This is a genomic window from Nonomuraea sp. NPDC049378, from assembly GCF_055586745.1.
This window is the reverse complement of the sequence record NZ_JBVJHP010000007.1, coordinates 260,188-282,146: the sequence shown is the minus strand read 5'-3', so window position 1 is coordinate 282,146 and position 21,959 is coordinate 260,188. Positions and strand designations below refer to the sequence as shown.

Here is a 21,959-nt window from a genome sequence, read left to right as displayed (position 1 = left end):
GCGGCCCTCCCGCTCCCTATCCCCCCGCCTCCTCAAGGCCGACGGTCCCCTCGGGAGACTCTGATGGATTTCAATCTGGACGAGACGCAGCAGGATCTGCAGAAACTGGCGGCCGAGGTCCTGGCCAGGGAAGGGGACGAGGACCGGCTCTGGCAGGCCGGGCTCATGGGCGTGTGCGTCCCCGAGGCGGCGGGCGGGGCCGGGCTCGGCCCGGTGGAGATGGCCGTGGTGCTGCGCGAGGTGGGGGCGCGGGCAGCACCTGTCCCCGCGCTCGCCACGTTGGTGAGCACGCTGGCCCTCGCCCGCTATGGCACCCCTGACCAGCAGCGTCGCGTCACCCGGGCCACCGTCGCGCTCCGCGAGCCCGGCCGCGCCCTGTCCGATCCGCCCGTGACGGCCGCGCGCCGGGCCGGCCGCGCGCCGGACGACGGGACCGGCGCGACGGTTTCGCCCGGTGCGCCGGACGACGTGAGGGACATGATGGCTTCTCCCGGTGCGGGCGATAACGGGTGGGTGCTGACGGGGCGGAAGGTGTCGGTGCCCCATCCCAGTTCGGCGGTGCTGGTCGCCGCCGACGAAGGGCTGTTCCTGGTCGAGGCTCCCTCCGGCGGCGCACGGCCAGGGGCGTCCGGCGGCGCATGGGCAGGGGCGTCCGGCGGGGTGCCCGGGGCCGGGGCGCGTGGGATGGAGATGATCCCCGAGTTCGCCTCCACCGGCGAGCCGGCGGCCACCCTCGTGCTCGACCGGACCCCGGCCGAGCGGGTGGGCGGGCCGGAGGCGGTGGACGGGACCAGGCGGCTGTTCACGGCAGCGGTCGCCGCCCAGGCCGCCGGCGTCCTCGCGGGGGCGCTGGAGCTGACCACGTCGTACGTCAGGACGCGCCGGCAGTTCGGCCGGGCGCTGGCCGAGTTCCAGGCGGTGACCATGCAGATCGCCGACGTCTACATCGCGGGAAGAGCGCTCGACGTGGCCGTGTGGTCGGCGGCGTGGCGGCTGGGGGAGGGGCTGCCGGCCGACCAGGACCTGGCGCTGGCCGCGTACCACGCCGGCGAGGCCGTCAAGGCGCTCCACACCTGCCAGCACCTGCACGGAGGGCTCGGACTCGACGTGACCTACCCGCTGCACCGCTACTTCGCGCAGGCCAAGCACCTGTCCCACCTGCTCGGCGGCGCCGACGCCCAGCTCGACCTGATCGGAGCGCTCGTCTGATGCTGATCGACCTCACTCCTCCGCAGCGCGCGCTCCGGGACGAGTTGCGCGAGTATTTCCAGGGCTGCCTGACCGCCGAGGACCGCAGGAAGATCGCCGCGGACCCGTTCGGCGAGACGTACATGGAGCACTGCCGCAACCTCGGCCGCGACGGCAAGCTCGGCCTCGGCTGGCCCGAGGAGTACGGCGGTGGCGGCTACGGCCCTCTGGAGCAGCAGATCTTCGCCAACGAGATCGCGCGGGCGGGCGTGCCGTACCCGATCATCACGGTGCAGACCGTCGGGCCCACGCTCATGCAGTACGGGACGCGGGAGCAGAAGGACTTCTTCCTGCCGCGCATCCTCGCCGGTGAGTGCCACTTCGCCATCGGCTACAGCGAGCCGGAGGCGGGCACCGACCTGGCCTCCCTGCGGACCACGGCGGTGCTCGACGGCGACCACTACGTCGTCAACGGGCAGAAGGTCTTCACCAGCGGCGCGCACTACGCGCAGTACATCTGGCTCGCCGCCCGTACGAACCCCGAGGCCAGGAAGCACAAGGGCATCACCATGATGATCGCCGCCACGGACGACCCCGGCTTCTCGTGGACGCCGATCGTGACCATGGACGGCCGCCACCACACCAACGCCACCTACTACTCTGACGTGCGCGTCCCCGTGACCATGGTGGTCGGCGAGGTGGACCGCGGCTGGGACCTGATCGTCAACCAGCTCAACCACGAACGCGTCACCCTGGGCCCCGCTGGGAACCTCGGCCAGACCTACGACCGTTTCCTCGCCTGGGCCCGCCGTACGGGCCTGGCCGACCATCCGGACGTACGGCGCGCGCTGGCCAGGGTGTGGGCGGCGTTCCGCACCAACGAGCTGCTCAACTGGCAGGTCGCGGCGAACATGGACCTCGGCTGGCTGGGGGCTCCCGACGCGTCGGCCACCAAGATCTACGGCTCGGAGCGGATGCAGGAGGCGGGCAGGATCGTCGGCGACACCCTGGCCAGGTACGGCGACCCGTCCGACCCGGAGACGGCCGAGCTGCTCGAACGCGTGGACCACGGGGTCAAGGGCGCGGTGGTGCTGACGTTCGGCGGCGGGGTGAACGAGGTGCAGCGGGAGCTGATCGCGATGCTCGGCCTGGGCCTGCCGAGGCCCCCGCGATGAGCGACCCGCGACCCGGGACCCGCGCTCCCGCGATAGGCGAGGACGAGCTGCACGAGCTCGCGGGCAAGCAGGCGGCGCTGGGCGAGGTGCGCGGCGCCCCGGCCCCCGACCCCGTGAACGAGCCCATGATCCGGCACTGGCTGGCCGCCATGGGCGACGCCAACCCGGCCTACCTGGACAAGGGCCTGGCCCCGCCCGCGATGGCGCAGGTGTGGACCATGCGGGCCCCGCGGGCCAAGGACCGCTCGCCGGTGGACGACCTGCTGGCCGCACTCGACGCCGCCGGCTACACGGGCGTGGTGGCGACGAACTGCGAGCAGACCTACCACCGCTACGCGCGCCTGGGGGAACGGCTGACGCCCGCCACCAGGTTCACGGACCTGGCGGGCCCCAAACGGACCGCGCTCGGCGTGGGCTACTTCGCCACCTGGAACGTCACCTGGTACGGCGACGGCGACGAGCCGGTGGCGGAGATGCTCTTCCGCGTGCTCAAGTTCCGGCCGCGGGAGGGCGCCCGCGAGGAGCGGTCCCCGTACCCGCTCCAGCCGGCGATCAACCAGGACACGGCCTTCTTCTGGGAGGGCGTGAAGATCGGCGAGCTGCGCATCCAGACCTGCGCCGACTGCGGGCGGTTACGCCACCCGCCGGGCGCCCTGTGTCCCCGCTGCCGCTCCTCCCGCCTCACCTACACGGTCGCGAGCGGCCTCGGGACCCTCTACAGCTACGCCGTCCACCACCATCCGCCGGTGCCCGGCCGCGAGACCCCGTTCGTGGTGGGCGTGGTGGAGCTGCCGGAGGGCGTACGGATCGTCGGCAACGTCGTGGACTGCCCGACCGGGCAGGTGGAGATCGGCATGGCGCTGCGCGTGACGTACCGGCCGATGGACGACCGGCTCGTCCTTCCGATGTGGGCCCCGGAGGAGCCGTGATGCGAACGCTGACAGCGGACGAGGTCGAGGCCGGTTCCGGGCTGCCGGAGTCGTCGATCGACCTCACGCCCACCGTGGTCGTCTCGACCGCCCTGGCCACCATGGACCTCACCCCGGTGCACCACGACCGGGACCGGGCCCGCGCCCAGGGCTCGAAGGACATCTTCCTCAACATCCTGACCACCATGGGCCTGGTCGAGCGGTACGTCACCGACTGGGCGGGTCCCGAGGCCGTCATCAGGGGCATCGACGTCAAGCTCGGCGTCCCCGCGTACGCGGGGGACCGCCTGAGCTTCACCGGGACGGTCGTGTCGCGCGAGGGCGGCCACGTCACGGTCGAGGTGCGCGGCGAGGTGAGCCTGGGCTTCCACGCCACCGCCACCGTCTCCCTGATCCTCCCCCCAGCCGGTTGAACCAGAAGGAGCAGGCGTTGTCACGAACGAGCGCCGCCATCGCGGGCATCGGCGCCACCGAGTTCAGCAAGAAGTCGGGACGGTCGGAGTTGCGGCTCGCCGCCGAGGCCGTGCTGTCGGCGCTGGACGACGCCGGACTGTCACCCGGCGACGTGGACGGACTGGTGACCTTCACCCAGGACGCCAACCAGGAGATCGCCGTCGCCAGGGAGACCGGCGTCGGCGAGCTGACGTTCTTCTCCCGCGTCGACTACGGAGGCGGCGCGGCCTGCGGGACCGTGGCGCACGCCGCCATGGCCGTGGCGACGGGGATGGCCCGTACGGTGGTGTGCTACCGCGCCTTCAACGAGCGTTCGGGACGCCGCTTCGGCCAGCCGAACGCACAGGTGGGCGGCGAACCCTCCTCGCAGGGGCTGGAGATGAGCTGGCACGTGCCGTTCGGGTTGATGACCCCGGCGGCCTGGGTGGCCATGTTCGCGCAGCGCTACCTGCACGTCCACGGCGCGACTTCCGAGGACTTCGGCCGGGTCGCGGTGGCCATGCGCCGGCACGCGGCCACCAACCCGGCCGCCTGGTTCTACCAGCGGCCCATCACGCTGGAGGAGCACCAGGCGTCGAGGTGGATCGTCGAGCCGCTGCACCTGCTCGACTGCTGCCAGGAGAGCGACGGCGCGGTGGCGCTCGTCGTGACCAGCGCGGAGCGCGCCCGCGACCTGCGCCGTTCCCCGGCGGTCATCACCGCGGCGGCCCAGGGCGCGGGCGCGGACCAGATGATGATGACGAGCTACTACCGGGACGACATGACCGGCCTTCCCGAGATGTCCGTCGTCGGCCGGCAGCTCTGGGAACAGTCCGGCCTGACGCCCCAGGACATCCGGACCGCCATCCTGTACGACCACTTCACCCCGTTCGTGCTCACCCAGCTGGAGGAGCTCGGCTTCTGCGGCCGCGGCGAGGCGCCGGAGTTCCTCAGGGACGGGGGCATCGAGCTGGACGGCCGCCTGCCGGTCAACCCGCACGGCGGGCAGCTCGGCGAGGCGTACATCCACGGCATGAACGGCATCGCGGAGGCGGTGCGCCAGATCAGGGGCACCGCCGCCAACCAGCTCACCGGCGTCACGAACGTCCTCGTCACGGCGGGAACGGGCGTGCCCACCAGCGGTCTCATCCTGTCCGCGGGCTGACCCGCCGGCCCGGGTGGCCGGCGGGTCTCAGCCGTTGAAGATCGGCATGGAGAAGAAGACGATCATCGCGATCGCCACGCACATCAGGAACCCGACCAGCTCCCAGGCCCAGTCGTGGTGGCGTTCCCTGCGGCGCCGCGCCTTCTGCGGCCCGACCGGTGCCGGACGCCGTTTCGGCGCGGGCCTGGCCCGCACAGGACGCGGCGCCAGCACGGACGCCTCGCTACCGGAAGCCTCGCGACGGGACGCCTCGCGAGCGGGCGGCTCCCCGGCGCGGACTTCCTTGCTCAGAGGGTCCTTCTGCAGGTCAGGCAGCCGATAGACCGGCTCGGACGGCTTGGCGGGCCCGGTGGGCGGCGTGGGCGCGGCGGCCGGTCCCGCGGCGGCCTTCCCTCCGGTCCTGGTACGCGGCCGGAACAGCGGCGCGGCCTCCCGCACCTCGTCCTCCCCCCGCGGCGGCGGGACCGCACGGACCGGACCCTTGTGGACGAGGACGTCCCCGGTCATGTACGGGTCGGGCGCGTCCTTGGGCAGGATCACGTCGCCCGTCGCGAACGGCCCGGGACCGTCGGGCTCGGGAGCGGCCATGAAGAACGGTCGTTCCCCCGCCGGCGAGGAGGACGGCCAGGGGCCGCCGAGCGGATCCCTGAGCGGCCTGATGGAGCCCAGCGGGTCGCGCAGCCGATGGTGATCGTCGGTGGACTCGCGGAACTTGGGCATCGGGGCGGTGGTCGCGTCGTGCTCCGGCACCTGCGCCGGCGAGGGCGGCGTCAGCAGCTCGGCGGGGAAGATCACCGTGCTGGTGGCGGGATCCGCTTCGGCCAGTGGCTGCGGCCACATCGGCGGGCTGGGCCAGCGCGGCTTCACGAACAGCGGCCCGGGAGCCGCGGAACGGGAGCCTGCGAAGTGGATGCGCAGCGCGCCGGGCGGCTGCGGCCACGGCAGGCGGCCGAGCACGTCGTGCAGCGGCGCCACGTGCAGCGCGCCGTAGACGTCCGCCACCGGCTTGGGCACGCGGAGCCCGGTCGCGGCCAGTGCCGTGCCGAGCGCTTCCCTGAACCGGTTCGCGGCCGCCACGGTGAGCTCGTCGGCGGTGTCGGGCGCGAGGTCCAGCACCCACGCGAGCTCGGCCCTGCTCAGCCCGCACACCGCGGACAGGACCAGCACCTCGCGCTGGTGGGGGCGCAGCTCGCGCAGGACGCGCTCGACGAGGGCGGTGGCCGGGTCGATGAGCGGGTCGACGGCGGGCGGGGAGTAGACGATGTCCCGCCGGTGGATCTCGCGGCGGGCGAACGCGTAGAGAGCTGCGCGGGGCGGCTGGGCGACCGGAACCCCGGTCAGCACGGCAACCAGGACATCGGACGCTGAGCCGAGGTCGCCGAGCTGGTCAGCGCAGTACGCGAACAGCCCCGCGGCATGACGGTCGTAGAGCTCTGCGATCAGTTCGGCGCGGGGGCGCTGATCGGTGAGCGGCTGGGACACGGGCCGATCCTCTTGCTGTGGGCCGACGCTGAGGGTGAGGGTGCGCGTCAGGAGATTGTTGTGGTAATCATGCCAACCCGGATGGTCCGGCGCACTACCAGATGCAGATTTCGGGTAAATATCCCTGGTCAGTGAAACGCTTAAGCCCGCCCCGATGGGGACAGAGCGGGCCGGATCGCCGTAGTGTGTGGGTTCAAGAGATCATGCGGCGGTCGTGGGGGGGGGGGGGGGGGCCCCGCCCCCCCCCCCCCCCCCCCCCCCCCCCCCCCCCCCCCCCCCCCCCCCCCCCCCCCCCCCCCCCCCCCCCCCCCCCCCCCCCCCCCCCCCCCCCCCCCCCCCCCCCCCCCCCCCCCCCCCCCCCCCCCCCCCCCCCCCCCCCCCCCCTCCCCCCCCCCCCCCCCCCCCCCCCCCCCCCCCCCCCCCCCCCCCCCCCCCCCGGCGCCGGCCCGCCGTCCTGTCAGAAGGGGCCGGTGAGCTCGCCCAGCTTGTCGGTCAGCTGCAGGTTGGCCGCGTAGTCGACCGGGACCGCGATCACGGACACGACGTCGTCGGCCAGCGCCTTGCGCAGCGTGGGCAGCAGCTCGCCGGCGCTGGTCACGCGGTGGCCGCGGGCTCCGAAGCTCTCGGCGTACGTGACGAAGTCGGGGTTGCCGAACGCGACGTGGGAGTCGCGCCCCAGCTCCAGGTCCATCTTCCACTCGATCAGGCCGTAGGCGTCGTCCACCCACACCAGCACCACGAACGGGATCCGCTCGCGCACGGCGGTCTCCAGCTCCTGGGAGTTCATCAGGAACGCCCCGTCCCCGGTCGCGGCCAGCACCTTGCGCTCAGGGTGGGCCAGCTTGGCCGCCAGCGCGCCCGGCACCGCGAAGCCCATGGACGACAGCCCGTTGGAGACCAGCATCGTGTTCGGCTCGTAGGTCGGGTACATGCGGGCCATCCACATCTTCACCGCGCCGGTGTCGGCCAGCACGATGTCGTCGCGGCCCATGGCCTCGCGTATGTCGGCGACGATCCTGCGCGGCGACAGCGGGAACGCGCCCTCGGCACGCCCCTGCGCCAGCTCCTCGCCGATCATGCGGCGGATCTTCTGGCCGGTGCCGTTCATCTCGAACCGCCGGTGCACGGCGTCGCCGAGCGCGTCCAGCGAGCGCGAGACGTCGCCGTGCACCCCTACCGCCACGGGGTAGTGGTCGTCCACCTCGGCGGGGAACCGGTGAATATGGATGATCTTCTTGTCGCGCAGCGGGTTGATCTTGACGGGGTCGAACTCCTGCAGCTCGTACCCGACGCTGATCAGCACGTCCGCCTCGTCGAAGCCGAAGTTCACGTAGTCGTGGCGCATGAACCCCACCGCCCCCAGCGCGTGCCGGTGGTCGTCGGGGAAGACGCCCTTGCCGTTGAACGTGGTGGCCACCGGCAGCCCGAGCTGTTCGGAGAAGCGCACCAGAGCCTGCGAGGCGCCCGCCCTGGTCGCGCCGTGGCCGGCCAGCACGATGGGCCGGCGGGCGCCGTCGAGCACCTCGGCGGCGCGGGCGATCTGCGCGGCCGAGGGATCCTGCGGGCGTACGACGTTCACCGGGAGCGGGGCCAGGCCGTCGGGGATCGGCGCCGACTCGACGTCCTCGGGGATCGCCAGGTAGACGGCGCCGGGCCGCTCGGTCTGCGCGGTCTTGAACGCCTTGCGGATCATCTCGGGCAGCGCCTGCGGCGACGGCACCAGCTCCGCCCACTTGGTGATCGGCCTGAACAGCGAGACCAGGTCGACCACCTGATGCGACTCCTTGTAGATGCGGTCGAGCCCCACCTGGGCGGTGATCGCCACCACCGGCGTGCTGTTGGTGGTGGCGTCGGCCACGCCGAGTTGCAGGTTGATCGCGCCAGGGCCGAGCGTGGCCGACGCCACGCCGGGCCTGCCGGTCAGCCTGCCGTAGATCTCCGCCATGAACGCCGCGCCCTGCTCGTGACGTACGAGGACGTAACGGATGGAGGAGTCGTGGAGCGCGTCGACGAAGTGGATGTTCTCCTCACCGGGGATGCCGAAGACGTATTCGACGCCCTCCGCCTCCAGTGCCTGCACGATCAGCTGGGCGGCGACGGCCTGCCGGGACATGGGAAACGCCTCTTTTCATGAAGACTGCGTTCCTCGACAGCACCGGGAGACCCCGGTTCATTCCAGCCTGGCCACCCCTTCGAGCAGCCGGTCGACGTCGGAGCGGTCGTTGTAGTGCACCAGGCCCGCGCGCACCGCGCCGCCCGACTCGCGGATGCCGAGTGCGCCGGTCAGCTCCCAGGCGTAGTTGTGGCCGTTCCACACGTTCACGCCGAGCCTGGCCAGGTGCTCGGCCACCTGGCGCGGGGTGTGGCCGGCCACGTTGAAGTAGGCGGTGGCGGTGCGCCTGGCGGGCTTGCCGTACATGGTGACGTGCGGCATCGTCTCCAGCCCTTCGACCAGCACCTGGAACAGGGCCAGCTCGTGCTCCTCCGCCGCGGCCATCGAGGCGAGCAGGCGCTCGCGGCGGTTCCCCGTGCCGGGGACCATGGAGGCCAGGTGGTCCACGGCCGCCGTGACCCCGTCCAGGTCGGCGAACGCGGCCGTGCCCGTCTCGAACCGCTCCGGCACGGTGTCGGCCGAGGAGGCCAGCTTGTCCGGCCTGATGGTCTCCAGCAGCGCCGGGTCCGCCACCACCGCGCCGATGTGCGGTCCCGACCACTTGTACGCGCTCGTGGCGTAGAAGTCGGCGCCCAGCGCCCGCATGTCCACCGGGCCGTGCGGGGTGGCGTGCACGCCGTCCACGTACGTCAGCGCGCCCGCCCGGTGCGCCAGCTCGGCGATCGCGGGCACGTCGGGGCGGGTGCCGAGGATGTTGCTCGCCGCCGTCACCGCCACGACCCTGGTGCGCTCGCCGATCAGGCTCTCGTACTGCTCGACCGGCAGTTCCCCGGTGACCGGGTCCACCTCGGCCCAGCGCACGGTGGCGCCGGTCTGGGTCCAGGGGCGCACGTTGGCGTCGTGGTCGAGCCTGGAGACCACGACCTCGTCGCCGGGGCCGGCGACGGCCCTGGCCAGGCGGTAGGTGAGCGTGGTCATGTTCGGGCCGAGGATGACGCCGTCCGGATGGCCGCCGACCAGGTCGGCCACGGCGGCGCGGCAGGCGGCGACGATGGCGTCGGAGCGGTGGCTGGCGGGGAAGGCGCCGCCGACGTTGCCGATCCCGGTCCGGTATGCGGTGGAGATGGCGTCGATCACCGATTGCGGCGTCTGCGTGCCGGCGGCTCCGTCAAGATAGGCGTAGCCGTCGGAGAGTGCGGGATAGGTGGCGCGTACCGTTTTGATAGGGAAAGGCATGGTATGTAGATGCTCAGCCTCGGAGACCTCAATCGTGCCGCGCCGACGCGTCAGCACCTTCTTGTGCTGTCATGCGAAGAACGCGGCGCCGTACGGGCCTGGCCGCCGGGCAGGGAGCTGAAGAGGTCTGCGGATCTCGCGGGAAGGGGGCTGGACGACGTGCCGAACGCGCCCTTGACGTGGGTGGCCGGACTGTCCGGGCGGAGGTTCGACGGATGCCCCAGCTGACCGCCCTGGACGCGCAGTTCCTGCACTTCGAGACGGCCACGAACATCGCCAACATCGCGGGCCTGGCCATCCTCGACGGCGACCTCCACCGCGCCGACCTGCAGGCCCTCCTCGAACAACGGCTCCCGTACGTGCCCGCGCTGCGCCGCAAGCTGGCCCCGGTGCCGCTGGGGCTCGACCACCCGTACTGGATGCAGGAGGACGATCTCGACCTCGACTACCACGTGCGCGAGATCGGCCTGCCGCCGCCCGGCGACGAGCGGCAACTCGCCGAGCAGGTCTCGCGGCTGCACGCCCGCCGGCTCGACCGGCGCCGGCCGCTGTGGGAGATCTATCTCATTCACGGGCTGGCCGGCGGCCGCATGGGCCTCTACACGAAGATCCATCACGCGGCCGTGGACGGGGTGGGCGGCGCCGACGTGCTGGCCGCGCTGCTCGACACCGGCCCCCGGCCCGCGCCGCCGCCCGAGGCCGAGCCCGAACGCGACGCCCCGCCTCCCGGGCAGGCGGAGATGCTGGCGCGCGGCGTGGCCAGGCTGGCCGGCAACCCCGCGCACGCCGTGCGGTTCGCGTCCATGGCCGTCCCCTACCTGGACGAGATCCCCGTCGTGTCCGCGCTCCCCGGCGCCCGGTTCGTCTCCGGGCTGGCCCGCAGGCTGGCCGGCGCCCGGCAGGTTCCCGACCTGCCGACGCTGCCCGTGCCCAGGACGCCCTTCAGCGGTCCCGTGTCGGAGCACCGGCGCTTCGCGTACGTGTCGCTGCCGCTGGACGAGCTCAAGCAGGTGCGCAAGGCGTTCGGCGTCACCGTCAACGACGTGGTCATGGCCGTGTGCGCGGGAGCGCTGCGCGGGTGGCTGGCCGCGCACGGGGGCGTCCCGAGCCAGCCGCTGGTGGCGGGGGTGCCGTTCTCGTTGCGGGACGCCGGGGCCGAGGGGCCCGGCAACCAGGTGACGATCATGACGGCTCCGCTGGCCGTGCACGTCGCCGACCCCGCCGACCGGCTGCAGCACGTGCGGCAGGCCATGCGGCGGCTCAAGGACCGGTTCTCGCCGGCGTCCGCGCGGTGGTTGCGCGAGTTCAGCGAGTCGATGCCCGCCGCTCTCATGGGCCTGGCCTCCCGCTCGGCGTTCGCCCTGCTCGGGCAGGCCGCCCCGCCGATCAACCTGATCGTCTCGAACGTGCCGGGACCCCAGTTCCCCCTGTACGTGTGCGGGGCCCGGCTGCTGCACCACTATCCGGTCTCCGTGATCTCGGACGTGAGCGGCGGCGTCAACATCACGGCCTTCTCCTACGACGGCTCGCTCGACATCGGCGTCGTCACCGACCGCGCGATGGTGCCCGACGCCTGGGAACTGGCCGGATACCTGCGGGACGCCCTGGCCGACCTGCGCGACGCGGAAGCCGGCGTGCCGCGATGACGCCTGCGCTTCCCGGATGATCCTCGATCGCCCCGCTCGCGGCGGTCTGATCGCGCGACAAGTCAGATGACCGGAATGTTCGGCAAGCACCGGGCCGGGTCGCCGCTATCCCGCCCGTGACGGTGCGGCGGCGGTGAAGGAGATCCACACGTCAGGGCGAACGTCGGGCCGGTTCGGGACGGGCCGGCGTTCCTCGGTCCACGCGTCGCCGGCGACGTCGGTGGCGACGCGCCGCCAGAACGCGACGGCCGCCGTGTTGGCGTCCTGGAAGGCGATCTCCCAGGGGCCGGGGTGCCGGGAGATCACCTCCCGTACGACGGTCATCCCGATCCCGGACCGCCGTGCGCCGCGTACCACGAAGAAGGCGTTCAGCACGCGGGCGGGGCCGGACAGCGCCCGCACGAAGGAGAAGCCGAGCGGCCGGTCGCCGCTGGTGAACAGGTAGGCCGCCCAGTCGTCGTCCTCGAGCGCCGAGCGCAGCCGCTCGCCGTGGTAGGTGGCGTCAGGGCTGGGCAGCCCGCCCTGGAACTTCGCCATGTCGTGGCGGAACATGAGCCAGAGGCGCTCGACGGCGGGGTGGTCGGCGGCGCTCACGGGCCGCACGGTTGCCTGAAGAATCGTCATACAAGCATTTTCCGGCCGGGAGCAACCTCCGGCCGGAAAGATAAATCTAGCAGATCCCATCTCGGTCGGCGGCGGCATGAGAGGTGCGGCCGGAGCCGTGAGCGGCCGTCAGGCGCGCCCGTGCCGCGGCAGCAGCAGGCTGACCAGCGCGATGGCCAGGCCGAGCCCGGCCGCCATGAGGAAGACCAGGTCGTAGCCGGCGGCGAGGGCGTCCGGGGTGCCTTCGGAGCCCTCTGCCGCGGCTGTGGCGCCCGCGGCCGTCGCCAGCACGGCCAGGCCCGCCGCGACCGTGGCGGAGCTCCCCGGCATCCTCAGGGCTCTGGTCGGCAACGTGGACGCGAAAGACCGCCGCCCGCACGGCTCTGGCGCGCTCTGACGGCGCGCGTCCGACGGGCCGCCGCATGGTGGGGCGTGATCCGGCGGATGCGGGGGCGCCGGTGGCGCAGGCGCCTGCTTCTGAAGGTGGCCGGCTACGCCGGCCGGCGGACGGCGTAGCCGCCGATGGCGGGTTCGAGGAGGTCGAAGACGCGCCGCGCGGCCTCCGCCAGCGCCCCGGCGATCTCGTCGTCGTCCTGTCCGGCCAGGGTGCGGCGCTGCAGCTCGCGGAAGAGCAGCCGGTCGGCCGCCGCGAGCTGTGCCGCCACGGCCCGCGCGACGACCGTGTCCCCCTCGATGTCCCCCTCGACGTCCCCTTCGACGCCGGCGGCGGGCGTCCCGCCCTGGGACTCTCCGGCGGTCTCCTCGCCACCGTGGACGGCCGCCCTGGCCGCGGTGTCGTACGACGTCCTGGCGGCTTCCGGGGTGCCGGCCGTGGCGGACTCGTCGGGGGCCGCCGCGTGCGTCTCCGCGGCGAGCGCGCCGGCGAGGGCCTCTTCACGCTGGTCGTGCAGGTCGCGCAGCCGGGTCACCAGAGTCGGGCTGCCGGCGACCATCCGGGCGAAGTCGCGTCCGGTGAAGCCGATGACCGGGTCACGCTGTTCCAGCGCGTGCGCATATGCTCGACGTACCGCGCCCAGCGCCGACTCCCCAGGTGGGCGCCGGGCGACCGCCTCCGCCAGGCCCGCCACGAACGCCTCGTGGTGGTCCAGGGCCAGATCCTCTTTACGGGGGAAGTAATTGGTGACGGTCATCTTGGCCACTCTGGCGGCGCCGGCGATGTCGGCGATCGTCGTGCGGTCGAAGCCACGTTGCAGGAACAGTTGGGTAGCGTGGTCGGAGATGGCCCGCCTGGTCTCGCGCTTCTTCTGTTCCCTCAATCCCAAGGTGTCGATGCTCATAGCCGCAGTCTCTCACAGATTTTTAGGTGCGACCTATATTTAGGCTTGCTTCAAGAGGAGTATGTACCTAATGTTAGGCGTTACCTAAGTTTAGGTTGCCGTCCATCCTACCCAACGCGAGCGAGGAGAGTGTTTTGTCCCAAGCAGCAGAGGTTCTCGAGCTGGACGAAAGCGTCGCCGACAGTGGCAGCGCCATCGGCGCCGACTCGGTCAAGACCTACCTGAAAGAGATCGGGCGGGTGCCGCTGCTCACCGCCGAGCAGGAGATCGAGCTGGCCAAACGCATCGAGGCCGGGCTGTTCGCCAGAGAGCGGCTCGACACCGAGCCCGACCTTCCCGGCGAGCTCCGCGCCGACCTGGAGTGGATCGCCGCGGACGGCACGCGGGCCAAGCAGCGCATGCTGGAGGCCAACCTCCGGCTGGTCGTCTCCATCGCCAAGCGCTACACCGGTCGCGGCATGCTCTTCCTCGACCTGATCCAGGAGGGGAACCTCGGCCTGATCCGGACGATCGAGAAGTTCGACTACCGGCTCGGCTACAAGTTCTCCACCTACGCCACGTGGTGGATCAAGCAGGCGATCACCCGCGCCATGGCCGACCAGGCCCGCACGATCCGCATTCCCGTCCACATGGTGGAGCTGATCAACAAGGTGGCGCGGGTGCAGCGGCGCCTGCAGAGCGACCTCGGCCGCGAACCCACGCCGGAGGAGATCGCCAAGGAGAGCGAGCTCGAGGTGAGCCGCGTCATCGAGGTGCAGGGCTACGGTCGCGAGCCCATCTCGCTGCACACGCCGCTCGGCGAGGAGGGCGACAGCGAGTTCGGCGACCTCATCGAGGACACCGAGGCGGTCTCCCCGGCCGACGCGGTGTCGTTCACGCTGCTCCAGCAGCAGCTGCACGCCCTGCTCGACCAGCTCTCCGAGCGCGAGGCGGGCGTGATCAGCATGCGCTACGGCCTGGCCGACGGCAAGCCGCGCACGCTCGACGAGATCGGGCGCGTCTACGGCGTCACCAGGGAGCGGATCCGGCAGATCGAGGCCAAGACGATGTCCAAGCTCCGCCATCCGTCCCGCTCGCTGGCGCTGCGCGACTACCTGAGCTGACCGTTCACCTGGCGCACGAGGTTCCGGAGAGAAAGGCTGCGCAAACGGGAACTCAAGACTGTCGCCACAGCCCCTTGGATGTTGCTGTGAGTGACCTAGATTCCCAGGCGTGAAACGCTCCCGTTCGAGCCTCGTCCACCAAGTGACGTACGCGTTCAAGAACCCGCGCAAGATCCTGCCCCACGTGAGGCGGCTCGCCCGCGACACCTGGTTCAGGCTGCGTACCCGCGACCACGTCGCCTACTACCGTGCCGTCATGAAGTCCGACACCGCGCGAGACCCCGAGGGCGCGGTCGGCTCACACACGCACCGCCGGTGGCTGGCGCTGGGCCGTATGCAGTTCGACTACCTCGTCGAGCACGGGCTGAAGCCGGAATGCCGGATGCTGGAGATCGGCTGCGGCAACCTGCGGGCCGGTCACCTGTTCATCGACTACCTGCACACCGGCAACTACTACGGCATCGACATCTCGCCCGACATCCTCATGGCGGCCCAGGACACCCTCGCCGAACACGGGCTGGGCGACAAGCTCCCGCACCTCACCCCCGTACGCGACCTGCGCTTCGCCTTCCTGCCCGACGAGCACTTCGACGTCGTCCACGCGCACAGCGTCTTCTCCCACTCGCCGCTCGACGTGATCGAGGAGTGCTTCGCCCACGTCGGCCGCGTCATGAAACCCGGCGGATGGTTCGACTTCACCTTCGACCGGACCGAAGGCAAGGAGCACCAGGTGCTGCGGGAGGACTTCTACTACCGCACCGAGACCCTGATCGCGCTGGCCGCCAAGCACGGGCTGCAGGCGAGGTTCATGGACGACTGGGAACGCCTGCCGCACAAGCAGTCGAAGATCCGCGTCACCCGGCGGGCCGCCGCCTCCTAGCCGCACGGCGGAAAACGACCTGCGTGCGCGCGGTGGTCTGGCCTAGCCTGTGGCGCGTGAAAGACGTCCGGTCGCTGCCCAAAGCCCATCTGCACGTTCACCTGGAGAGCACCGTACGCCCTGAGACCGTGCGCGACCTGGGCGGCACACCCGGACACGGCGGCGTGTTCCGCGACTTCAGGGAGTTCGCCGACCAGCGGGCGCGGGTGCGCGCGCTGCTGCGCACGGCCGAGCACTTCCGGCGCGTCGCGGTGGAGTTCTGCGCGGACGAAGCCGCGCAGGGCACCCGCTACGCCGAGGTGACCTTCACCGCCGCCTCCCACGGGGAGCGGGTGGGCAAGCCGGAGATGCCGCTGGAGGCGGTGCTCGACGGGCTGGACGAGGGCAGGGCCCGCTACGGCATCGAGTGCCAGGTGCTGCTCGACCACTCCAGGCGACGGCCGGTGGAGCGGCTGTGGAGCACGTACAAGCTGGCCACCCGCTACGACAACGTGATCGGCATGGGGCTGGCGGGCGACGAGAGCCATCCGCTGGCGCCGTTCGCCGAGGTGCTCGACGCGGCCAGGGACGCGGGGCTCCATCTCGTCCACCACGCGGGCGAGGCGGCCGGCCCGGCCAGCATCCGCGAGGCCCTCGACCTGGGGCACGCCGAGCGCCTCGGGCACGGCATCCGGATCCTCGACGACGAGAGCCTGGTGGCGGAGGCGCGCGAGCGCGGGATCCCGCTGGAGGTCTGCCCCACGTCCAACGTCCTGCTCGGGCTCGTCCCGTCGCTGGCGGAGCACCCGCTGCCGCGGCTGCGGGCGGCTGGGCTCACCGTCACGATCAACACCGACGGGGAGACGGCGCTGGCGGACGAGTACACCCGGCTGCGCGACGTCTTCGGCTGCACCGACGACGATCTGGCCGGGCTGGCACGCGCGTCGATCGACGCGTCGTTCGCCCCCGACGAGATGAAGGCCGAGCTCAGGGCCGCCGTGCACGCCTGGGCCACGGCGCCGTGAGCGGCCCTGTTGCGGGCGGGGTGACGCCGGACGGCCCTCCTGACGAGGTGCTCGACGCGTACGGGGCCGAGGGGCGGCCGGTCTGGATGGGCGGGGCCTGGCGGGTCGGCGATGCGGTCGTGAAGCAGGTGGACTTCCTGCCGGAGACCGTGTGGCGGGCCGAAGCGCTGTCCGCGTTGCCTGACTCGCCCGAGTTCCGCGTGGCCCGTCCCGTACGAGCGCGGGACGGTGCATGGGTGGCGCACGGATGGGAAGCGGCCCGGCTCGTCCCGGGCGAGCCCGACGTCGGCAGGCAGGACGACGTGCTCAGGGCCGGGGCCGCCTTCCACGAGGCGATCGCCCACCTGCCCCGGCCCGCGTTCCTGGACGTCCGTGACGACCCCTGGTCCCACGGGGACCGCGTGGCGTGGGAGGAACTCCCCGGCCCGCCCGGCGCGGCCCGGCTGCTGGAACCGCTCGTACGGGCTCGGCGGCCGGTGGATCTCCCGTCGCAGGCGGTCCACGGGGATCTGCCCGGCAACGTGCTGTTCGCCCCCGGCCTGCCACCGGCGATCATCGACTGGCCGGTGTACTGGCGTCCGCCGTCCTGGGCCGCGGCGGTCGCGGTCGCGGACGCGCTGTGCTGGCACGGCGCCTCGCCCGCGCTGGCCGAACGGTTGGCACACCTGCCCGAATGGGGGCAGATGCTGGTACGCGCGCTCATCTACCGGATCGTCACCCACGAGGCCCTGAACGGGCCTGAGGCATGGACTCCGGACCAGGTGGCCGCCTACCGGCCGGTGGTGGACCTCGCCGTCACCCACGCCCGCCCGGCCGCCGGATGACCCCCCCGCCCGGGTCCCGCCCACGGTCGCCGGTGGGTGACGGCCGGGCGGAACGCGGTGACCGGTTGCCCGGCACGGTGCTGGCGGCCGTCCTGGGGCGGTCGGGTGGCAGGGTGCTCGGCTGCCACGCCGAGCCGATCGGCAGCGGCACCGGTGCGGCGACCGGTGCGGCGACCGGCGCGGCGACCGGCGCGGTGACCGGCGCGGTGACCGGTGCTGTGACCGGCGCGGTGACCCGCCTCTCCGGAACGGCTCTGCTCGGGCCGGACGATGCCGGGGCAGGCGCGTCCGGCGCCGCATCGACCCGGGTGAACAACACCGACGGCACCCGCGGCGTGGGGGGTGCTCGAGGTTCGGGGGCTCGGGAGGTGCCGTTCCGGATGGTCAGGAAGGAGTTCCGGCCGCTGCGGACCGGGCGGCACGCCCCGTACGCCGGAGATCCACGGCACTGGGCGTACTGGCGGCGGGAGCCGCTGGCGTACGCGAGCGGCCTGCTGCCGCGCGGTCCCGGGCTGGCCGCGCCGCGCTGCTACGGCGTCGTGGACGACGTGGTGTACCTCGAGGACGTCACCGGCACGCCGGCCTCGCCGCGCGCGGCGGCCGGCGGGCTCGGCGCGTGGCAGGCGGCCACGGCGGTGCCGGACGCGCCGTGGCTGGCCGGTCACCAGCTCGCCCAGCGGCTCGCGGTCACGGAATGGACGCCGGCGGACGTCGATCCCCGCATCGAGCAGTTGTGGCGCGGGCAGGACGAGCTGCTCGCCGAGCTGTCCAGGCTGCCGGTGGTCCTGTCGCACGGCGACTTCTCGGCCGGCAACCTGCTGGACTCGGCGGGCGGGACCGTGGTGCTCGACTGGGCCACGCTGGGCGCCGGACCGGTCGGAGCCGACCTGGCGGCGCTGGCGCTGAGCACGTTCGTGGATCCGCTGGACGACTACCTGGCGGGGGCGGGCGGGCGCTTCGACCGGGCGGACGTCGAGGTGGGTTATCGCGCGACGCTGGCGCTGACCGGTGCCGGGCGCGTGCACTGGATGGTGTCCGGTGGCATGCGGGTGCCCGATGGTTATGAGGACTTCGTCCTGTCGCAGGCACTGTGACCGCGGCCGTGTCCGCCTCGCGGCGTGGACGTGCCTGCGAGCCGGGTGAGATCGTCCGGCACTCGCCGTCGAGGAGCACGACGTCCTGGGTGTCGGCGAAGGCCAGCCGTGTCCGGCCGCCGTTGCGCAGGTTGCGCCCGGTCGGGCTCGTGGCCCTGGTCGACAGCCAGACGGCCTGCTCGTGCCAGGCGAACCACAACGGCACGAGCTTCAAGACGGCAAGGCTACGGTGCGGGCGGCGAGGAGATCAGGAATCGAGAAGCGTGCAGCCGCCGACAGTGCCTAGCCTGACGTGCATGAACGTATCCATTCACGCGAGTTTCCTGCCGCACGACGACCCGGACGCGTCCCTGGCCTTCTACCGCGACGTCCTCGGTTTCGAGGTGCGCGACGACGTCGGCTACGACGGGATGCGCTGGATCACGGTCGGCCCCGCAGGTCAGCCCGGCACGTCCATCGTCCTGCAGCCACCGGCCGCCGACCCCGGGATCACCGACGCCGAGCGCGTCACCATCGCCGAGATGATGGCCAAGGGCACCTATACCGGCATCCTGCTGGCCACCGACGACCTCGACGGCTTCTTCGCGCGGGTGCAGGCCGGTGGCGCGGAGGTCATGCAGGAGCCGGTCGAGCAGCCGTTCGGGGTCCGCGACTGCGCCTTCCGCGACCCCGCCGGCAACATGATCCGCGTCCAGGAGCTGCGCTGAGCGCCTGAAATCAGGGGACGCTCGCCCGGCCGTCGGGCGGTCGTGTGCGGTGGAGGGCGAGGCCGGCGTCCACCACCTCCGACCGTTCCAGGCCGGTGACGTCGGCCAGGGCGATCCACGCGGCCCGATCGGTGCTGCCGCCGATCTCGTGGCGCAGCGTGCCGCCGGTGATGTGGCCCTCGTACATGACGCGCAGGGCGTGGAAGTCGGCCTGGCGCTGGTCAGCCCTCGGGTAGGGGCGGTGCAGGGTGCTGATGCCGAGCAGGGCGTCGATGGCGACGGTGTAGCCGGTCTCCTCCTCCACCTCGCGGATCGCGGCGTCGACCGGGTCCTCGCCGTGGTCGAGGCCGCCGCCGGGCAGCGTCCAGAGCCGCTCGCCGGCGGGGCCGACCCAGCGGGCCAGGAGGATCTGTCCGTCCTCCACGCAGATGGCGTACGCGGACACGCGCAGTTCCTTGGCGATCATCACCGGTCAGGGATATCACGTGACGTACGGGGATCTCGACCGCCTCTGCATCCGGCGCTCGATCCGTGAGCTGCTCGGGCGGGGGACCGGGCCGTGCCTGGAAACCGGATGCGGCACGGGCGCGTACGCGGGAGCGGTCAGGGAGCTCGGGTGGACGCCGGTGGGCATGGACCTGTCGGCGGGCATGCTGGAGTACGCGCGCTCCAGGCTGCCGGTCGTGCGCGGGGACGCCGGGCGGCTGCCGTTCCGCAGCGCAGCCCTGCTCATGGTGCACACCGACATGCCAACGGGTGACGAGCGAGGGGCGGGGATGGTGACGGTGACCGGCGACGGGCGAACAGATCGGGCCCGCGCCACGTTTCGGTAGGCGTGATGTCACGCGTACTCGCCGGACCCAGGGCATGCGGCCGCTCACCCCCGAGCTGATCGACGCCCTGGGCACGCCTGTCCGGGTGCGCGCCGAGCCGGCCCTCGACCGTACGAACCTGATGGTGATCGTCGCGGTGGTGGCGGGAGCGCTCGTGCTGGGCGCGGTGATCTGGCGCCGCGGAAGGGGCGCGCCACGCGGGTGACGCGGCCGCTACGGGAGCGCCCGCTGGATCACCGCCGCGCCCAGCGGCCCCAGCTCCACCTGCCCCGCCACCGGCGACCCCGTGAGCAGGTCCGTCCCCGGCCCTTCGAGGGGGACGGACGCGCCGAGCTCCGCGCTGTGGTTGAGCAGGAACACGTACTCGTACGTGTCGTCCCCCCGCACCGAGCACTCCACGTGCGCGGGCACGCCCGCGAACCGTGACCGCACGCCCGCCGACGCCACGGCCTCCAGCACCACCGCGTCGAGGGCGGCCTGCTCCAGCAGCGTCGCCACGTACACGACCCGCCCCGAGCCGTAGCGGTTCTCGACCACGGCGGCCCGCCCTTCGAGCAGCCCGTCGGCGTAGGTGGCCAGCGCCGTGCCGCTCTCCAGGTGGAGGTCGTCGCGCCACCAGGTCGACGTCGCCCGCCGCCCGTCGGCGAACTCCACGGCGAATGTCTCGTGCGGGCGCGCCGGCCAGTACTCGTCGATCTTCGCGCCGATGAGGTCGCGGAACGCGCCGGGATACCCGTCGGGCCGTACCCGGTTGCAGTCGTCGACCACGCCCGAGAAGAAGGACATGACGACCGTGCCGCCGTCGCGGGCGAAGGCCCGGATGCGCTCCGCGCCCTCGTCGCCGATCAGGTACGCGTTGGGCACCACCAGCACCTTGTACCCGTCCAGCGACGGCCCCGCCGGCACCACGTCGACCGCGTGGTGCCGCTCCCACAGCGGCGCGTAGTGCCGCATGACCGTGTCGGTGTAGCTGAAGTCGCTGCGGGGCAGGCCGTGCGTCTCCTCCAGCCCCCACCACCCGTCCCAGTCGAACAGCACGGCGATCTCCGCGCGCGAGGTCGTCCCGGCCACGGGCGCCAGCAGCTTCATCTCCCGGCCGAGCTCGACGATCTCCTTGAACGTGCGCGAGCCGGGGCCGGAGTGCGGCAACATCGCCGAGTGGAAACGCTCGTGCCCGCCCCGGCCGGCCCGCCACTGGAAGAACATCACCGAGTCGGCCGCCCGCGACACCGCCTGCAGCGAGCCCAGCCGCATCCGCCCCGGCTCCTTGACGACGTTGAGCTTCCACTGGCACACCGCGCTGCTCGACTGCTCCATCAGCATCCACGGCTGCCCGCCCTTGAGCGAGCGGAACAGGTCGTAGTTGAAGGCCGCCGACACGTGCGAGTCGGCTTCGGCCGGATTGGGGTAGATGTCGAGCGCGACCGCGTCCTCCTCCGGCGCCCACCGCCAGTAGTCGGCGTGCCGGAAGAAACGCATGAAGTTGGTCATCACCGGCACGTCATCGCGGAACGAGCGCACGATGTCCCGCTCGGCCAGATAACACTCCAGCAGCGCGTCGGAGGTGAAGCGTTTGAAGTCGAGCTTGCGGGCCGGGTTCATCCAGGTGCGCGGGATGTTCGGCACCTCGATCTGCTCCCAGTCGGTGTAGAGCTGGCCCCAGAATCGGGTGGTCCACGCCTCGTTCAGGGTGTCGAGGTCGCCGTACCTGCGCCGCAGCCATCTGCGGAAGTTGACCGACGCGGCCTCGTTGTACGCCGTCGGACCGTACTCGTTGCTGATGTGCCACATCGCCAGCGCGGGATGGAACGAGTACCGCTCCGCGAGCCTGGTCGTGATGCGGGCGGCGTACTCGCGGTAGATCGGCGACGACGGGTCGTAGTGCAGGCGGTTGCCGAAGCCGAACGGCTCCCCGTCGGCCATGATGGGGAACACCTCGGGGTGCAGGTGCGTGAGCCAGACGGGCGGCGCCGCCGTCGGGGTGGCCAGGTTGACGCTGATGCCGTGCTCGTGGAGCAGGTCCATGACGTCGTCCAGCCAGCCGAACTCGTACGTCCCCGGCTCGGGCTCCAGCGACGCCCACGCGAAGACGCCCAGGCTGACGGTGTTGACGCCGGCCTCGCGCATGAGGCGGACGTCCTCGTGCCACACGGCGGGCTCCCACTGCTCGGGGTTGTAGTCGCCGCCGTAGGCGAATCCGCCGACGCGGGTACGGAACGTGTCCATGCGGGTCATAGGGGAACTCCG

General features: G+C 72.3%; 21 protein-coding genes and 1 pseudogene. 14 read left to right on the top strand and 8 right to left on the bottom strand.

The window, feature by feature from the left end; genetic code table 11:
* Window positions 1-63 precede the first annotated feature (63 nt).
* From ACZ6SA_RS17625 to ACZ6SA_RS17605, 5 genes are read left to right on the top strand one after another with little or no spacing between them, the layout of a single operon-like run.
* Window positions 64-1,209: an acyl-CoA dehydrogenase family protein gene (locus ACZ6SA_RS17625; protein ID WP_465828953.1), complete on the top strand. Its 1,146-nt coding sequence runs from the start codon at window positions 64-66 to the stop codon at window positions 1,207-1,209.
* The gene (locus ACZ6SA_RS17620; RefSeq protein WP_465828951.1) at window positions 1,209-2,363 is read left to right on the top strand and encodes an acyl-CoA dehydrogenase family protein; all 1,155 of its coding nucleotides are present in this window, start codon (window positions 1,209-1,211) and stop codon (window positions 2,361-2,363) included. The genes ACZ6SA_RS17625 and ACZ6SA_RS17620 overlap by 1 nt, the downstream gene beginning before the upstream one ends.
* Entirely contained in the window at window positions 2,360-3,292 is a 933-nt protein-coding gene (locus tag ACZ6SA_RS17615; protein WP_465828949.1) for a bifunctional MaoC family dehydratase N-terminal/OB-fold nucleic acid binding domain-containing protein, read from the top strand. Before ACZ6SA_RS17620 ends, ACZ6SA_RS17615 begins: the two co-directional genes overlap by 4 nt.
* Window positions 3,292-3,705, top strand: a complete 414-nt coding sequence (locus ACZ6SA_RS17610) for a MaoC/PaaZ C-terminal domain-containing protein (protein WP_465828947.1) — start codon at window positions 3,292-3,294, stop codon at window positions 3,703-3,705. Before ACZ6SA_RS17615 ends, ACZ6SA_RS17610 begins: the two co-directional genes overlap by 1 nt.
* A gap of 17 nt (window positions 3,706-3,722) precedes the next feature.
* Window positions 3,723-4,889, top strand: a complete 1,167-nt coding sequence (locus tag ACZ6SA_RS17605) for a lipid-transfer protein (RefSeq protein WP_465828945.1) — start codon at window positions 3,723-3,725, stop codon at window positions 4,887-4,889.
* 27 nt (window positions 4,890-4,916) lie between these two features.
* On the opposite strand, the gene ACZ6SA_RS17600 is transcribed toward ACZ6SA_RS17605, so the two are convergent.
* From ACZ6SA_RS17600 to ACZ6SA_RS17590, 3 genes are all read right to left on the bottom strand, one after another.
* A complete protein-coding gene (locus tag ACZ6SA_RS17600; RefSeq protein WP_465828943.1) occupies window positions 4,917-6,371 on the bottom strand; it encodes an RNA polymerase sigma factor in 1,455 nt (484 codons plus the stop codon).
* A 457-nt stretch (window positions 6,372-6,828) separates the two neighbouring features.
* Window positions 6,829-8,484 carry an acetolactate synthase large subunit gene (locus tag ACZ6SA_RS17595; RefSeq protein WP_465828941.1) on the bottom strand — a complete coding sequence of 552 codons (1,656 nt, stop codon included), beginning with the start codon at window positions 8,482-8,484 and terminating at the stop codon, window positions 6,829-6,831.
* A 57-nt stretch (window positions 8,485-8,541) separates the two neighbouring features.
* Window positions 8,542-9,720: a cysteine desulfurase-like protein gene (locus ACZ6SA_RS17590; protein WP_465828939.1), complete on the bottom strand. Its 1,179-nt coding sequence runs from the start codon at window positions 9,718-9,720 to the stop codon at window positions 8,542-8,544.
* Window positions 9,721-9,935: 215 nt separating this feature from the next.
* Here ACZ6SA_RS17590 and ACZ6SA_RS17585 point away from each other — a divergent pair, with 215 nt between their 5' ends.
* A complete protein-coding gene (locus tag ACZ6SA_RS17585) occupies window positions 9,936-11,366 on the top strand; it encodes a WS/DGAT/MGAT family O-acyltransferase (RefSeq protein ID WP_465828937.1) in 1,431 nt (476 codons plus the stop codon).
* A gap of 105 nt (window positions 11,367-11,471) precedes the next feature.
* Here the strand turns inward: ACZ6SA_RS17585 and ACZ6SA_RS17580 are convergent, their stop codons facing one another.
* The 3 genes from ACZ6SA_RS17580 to ACZ6SA_RS17570 form a co-directional block, all read right to left on the bottom strand.
* Window positions 11,472-11,990, bottom strand: coding sequence for a GNAT family N-acetyltransferase (locus ACZ6SA_RS17580; protein ID WP_465828935.1), 519 nt, complete (start codon window positions 11,988-11,990; stop codon window positions 11,472-11,474).
* A gap of 108 nt (window positions 11,991-12,098) precedes the next feature.
* Window positions 12,099-12,299 (bottom strand): hypothetical protein, encoded by a 201-nt coding sequence (locus tag ACZ6SA_RS17575; protein WP_465828933.1) that lies wholly within the window; start codon window positions 12,297-12,299, stop codon window positions 12,099-12,101.
* Between the two features lie 161 nt (window positions 12,300-12,460).
* Window positions 12,461-13,267 (bottom strand): TetR/AcrR family transcriptional regulator, encoded by an 807-nt coding sequence (locus tag ACZ6SA_RS17570; protein WP_465828931.1) that lies wholly within the window; start codon window positions 13,265-13,267, stop codon window positions 12,461-12,463.
* Between the two features lie 200 nt (window positions 13,268-13,467).
* Between ACZ6SA_RS17570 and ACZ6SA_RS17565 the strand changes: the two are divergent.
* The 6 genes and pseudogenes from ACZ6SA_RS17565 to ACZ6SA_RS17540 all read left to right on the top strand — a co-directional run.
* Window positions 13,468-14,370 (top strand): annotated as a pseudogene (locus ACZ6SA_RS17565) (RNA polymerase sigma factor); the annotation flags it as partial.
* 109 nt (window positions 14,371-14,479) lie between these two features.
* On the top strand, window positions 14,480-15,250 hold the full coding sequence (locus ACZ6SA_RS17560; protein ID WP_347644513.1) for a class I SAM-dependent methyltransferase: 771 nt from the start codon (window positions 14,480-14,482) through the stop codon (window positions 15,248-15,250).
* Window positions 15,251-15,306: 56 nt separating this feature from the next.
* Window positions 15,307-16,254: an adenosine deaminase gene (gene add, locus ACZ6SA_RS17555; RefSeq protein ID WP_465828929.1), complete on the top strand. Its 948-nt coding sequence runs from the start codon at window positions 15,307-15,309 to the stop codon at window positions 16,252-16,254.
* Entirely contained in the window at window positions 16,251-17,078 is an 828-nt protein-coding gene (locus ACZ6SA_RS17550) for a TIGR02569 family protein (protein WP_465828927.1), read from the top strand. The genes add and ACZ6SA_RS17550 overlap by 4 nt, the downstream gene beginning before the upstream one ends.
* Before the next feature lie 32 nt (window positions 17,079-17,110).
* Complete coding sequence (locus ACZ6SA_RS17545) at window positions 17,111-18,172, top strand: phosphotransferase family protein (protein ID WP_465828925.1); 1,062 nt, start codon at window positions 17,111-17,113, stop codon at window positions 18,170-18,172.
* 296 nt (window positions 18,173-18,468) lie between these two features.
* A complete protein-coding gene (locus tag ACZ6SA_RS17540; protein WP_347644509.1) occupies window positions 18,469-18,879 on the top strand; it encodes a VOC family protein in 411 nt (136 codons plus the stop codon).
* Window positions 18,880-18,889: 10 nt separating this feature from the next.
* On the opposite strand, the gene ACZ6SA_RS17535 is transcribed toward ACZ6SA_RS17540, so the two are convergent.
* Entirely contained in the window at window positions 18,890-19,345 is a 456-nt protein-coding gene (locus ACZ6SA_RS17535; protein ID WP_347644782.1) for an NUDIX hydrolase, read from the bottom strand.
* 19 nt (window positions 19,346-19,364) lie between these two features.
* Between ACZ6SA_RS17535 and ACZ6SA_RS17530 the strand changes: the two genes are divergently transcribed.
* Window positions 19,365-19,712, top strand: a complete 348-nt coding sequence (locus tag ACZ6SA_RS17530; RefSeq protein WP_465828923.1) for a class I SAM-dependent methyltransferase — start codon at window positions 19,365-19,367, stop codon at window positions 19,710-19,712.
* Between the two features lie 34 nt (window positions 19,713-19,746).
* Window positions 19,747-19,917, top strand: a complete 171-nt coding sequence (locus ACZ6SA_RS17525; protein WP_465828921.1) for a hypothetical protein — start codon at window positions 19,747-19,749, stop codon at window positions 19,915-19,917.
* An 8-nt stretch (window positions 19,918-19,925) separates the two neighbouring features.
* Here the strand turns inward: ACZ6SA_RS17525 and ACZ6SA_RS17520 are convergent, their stop codons facing one another.
* Window positions 19,926-21,947, bottom strand: a complete 2,022-nt coding sequence (locus tag ACZ6SA_RS17520; RefSeq protein ID WP_465828919.1) for a beta-galactosidase — start codon at window positions 21,945-21,947, stop codon at window positions 19,926-19,928.
* Between the last annotated feature and the right edge of the window lie 12 nt (window positions 21,948-21,959).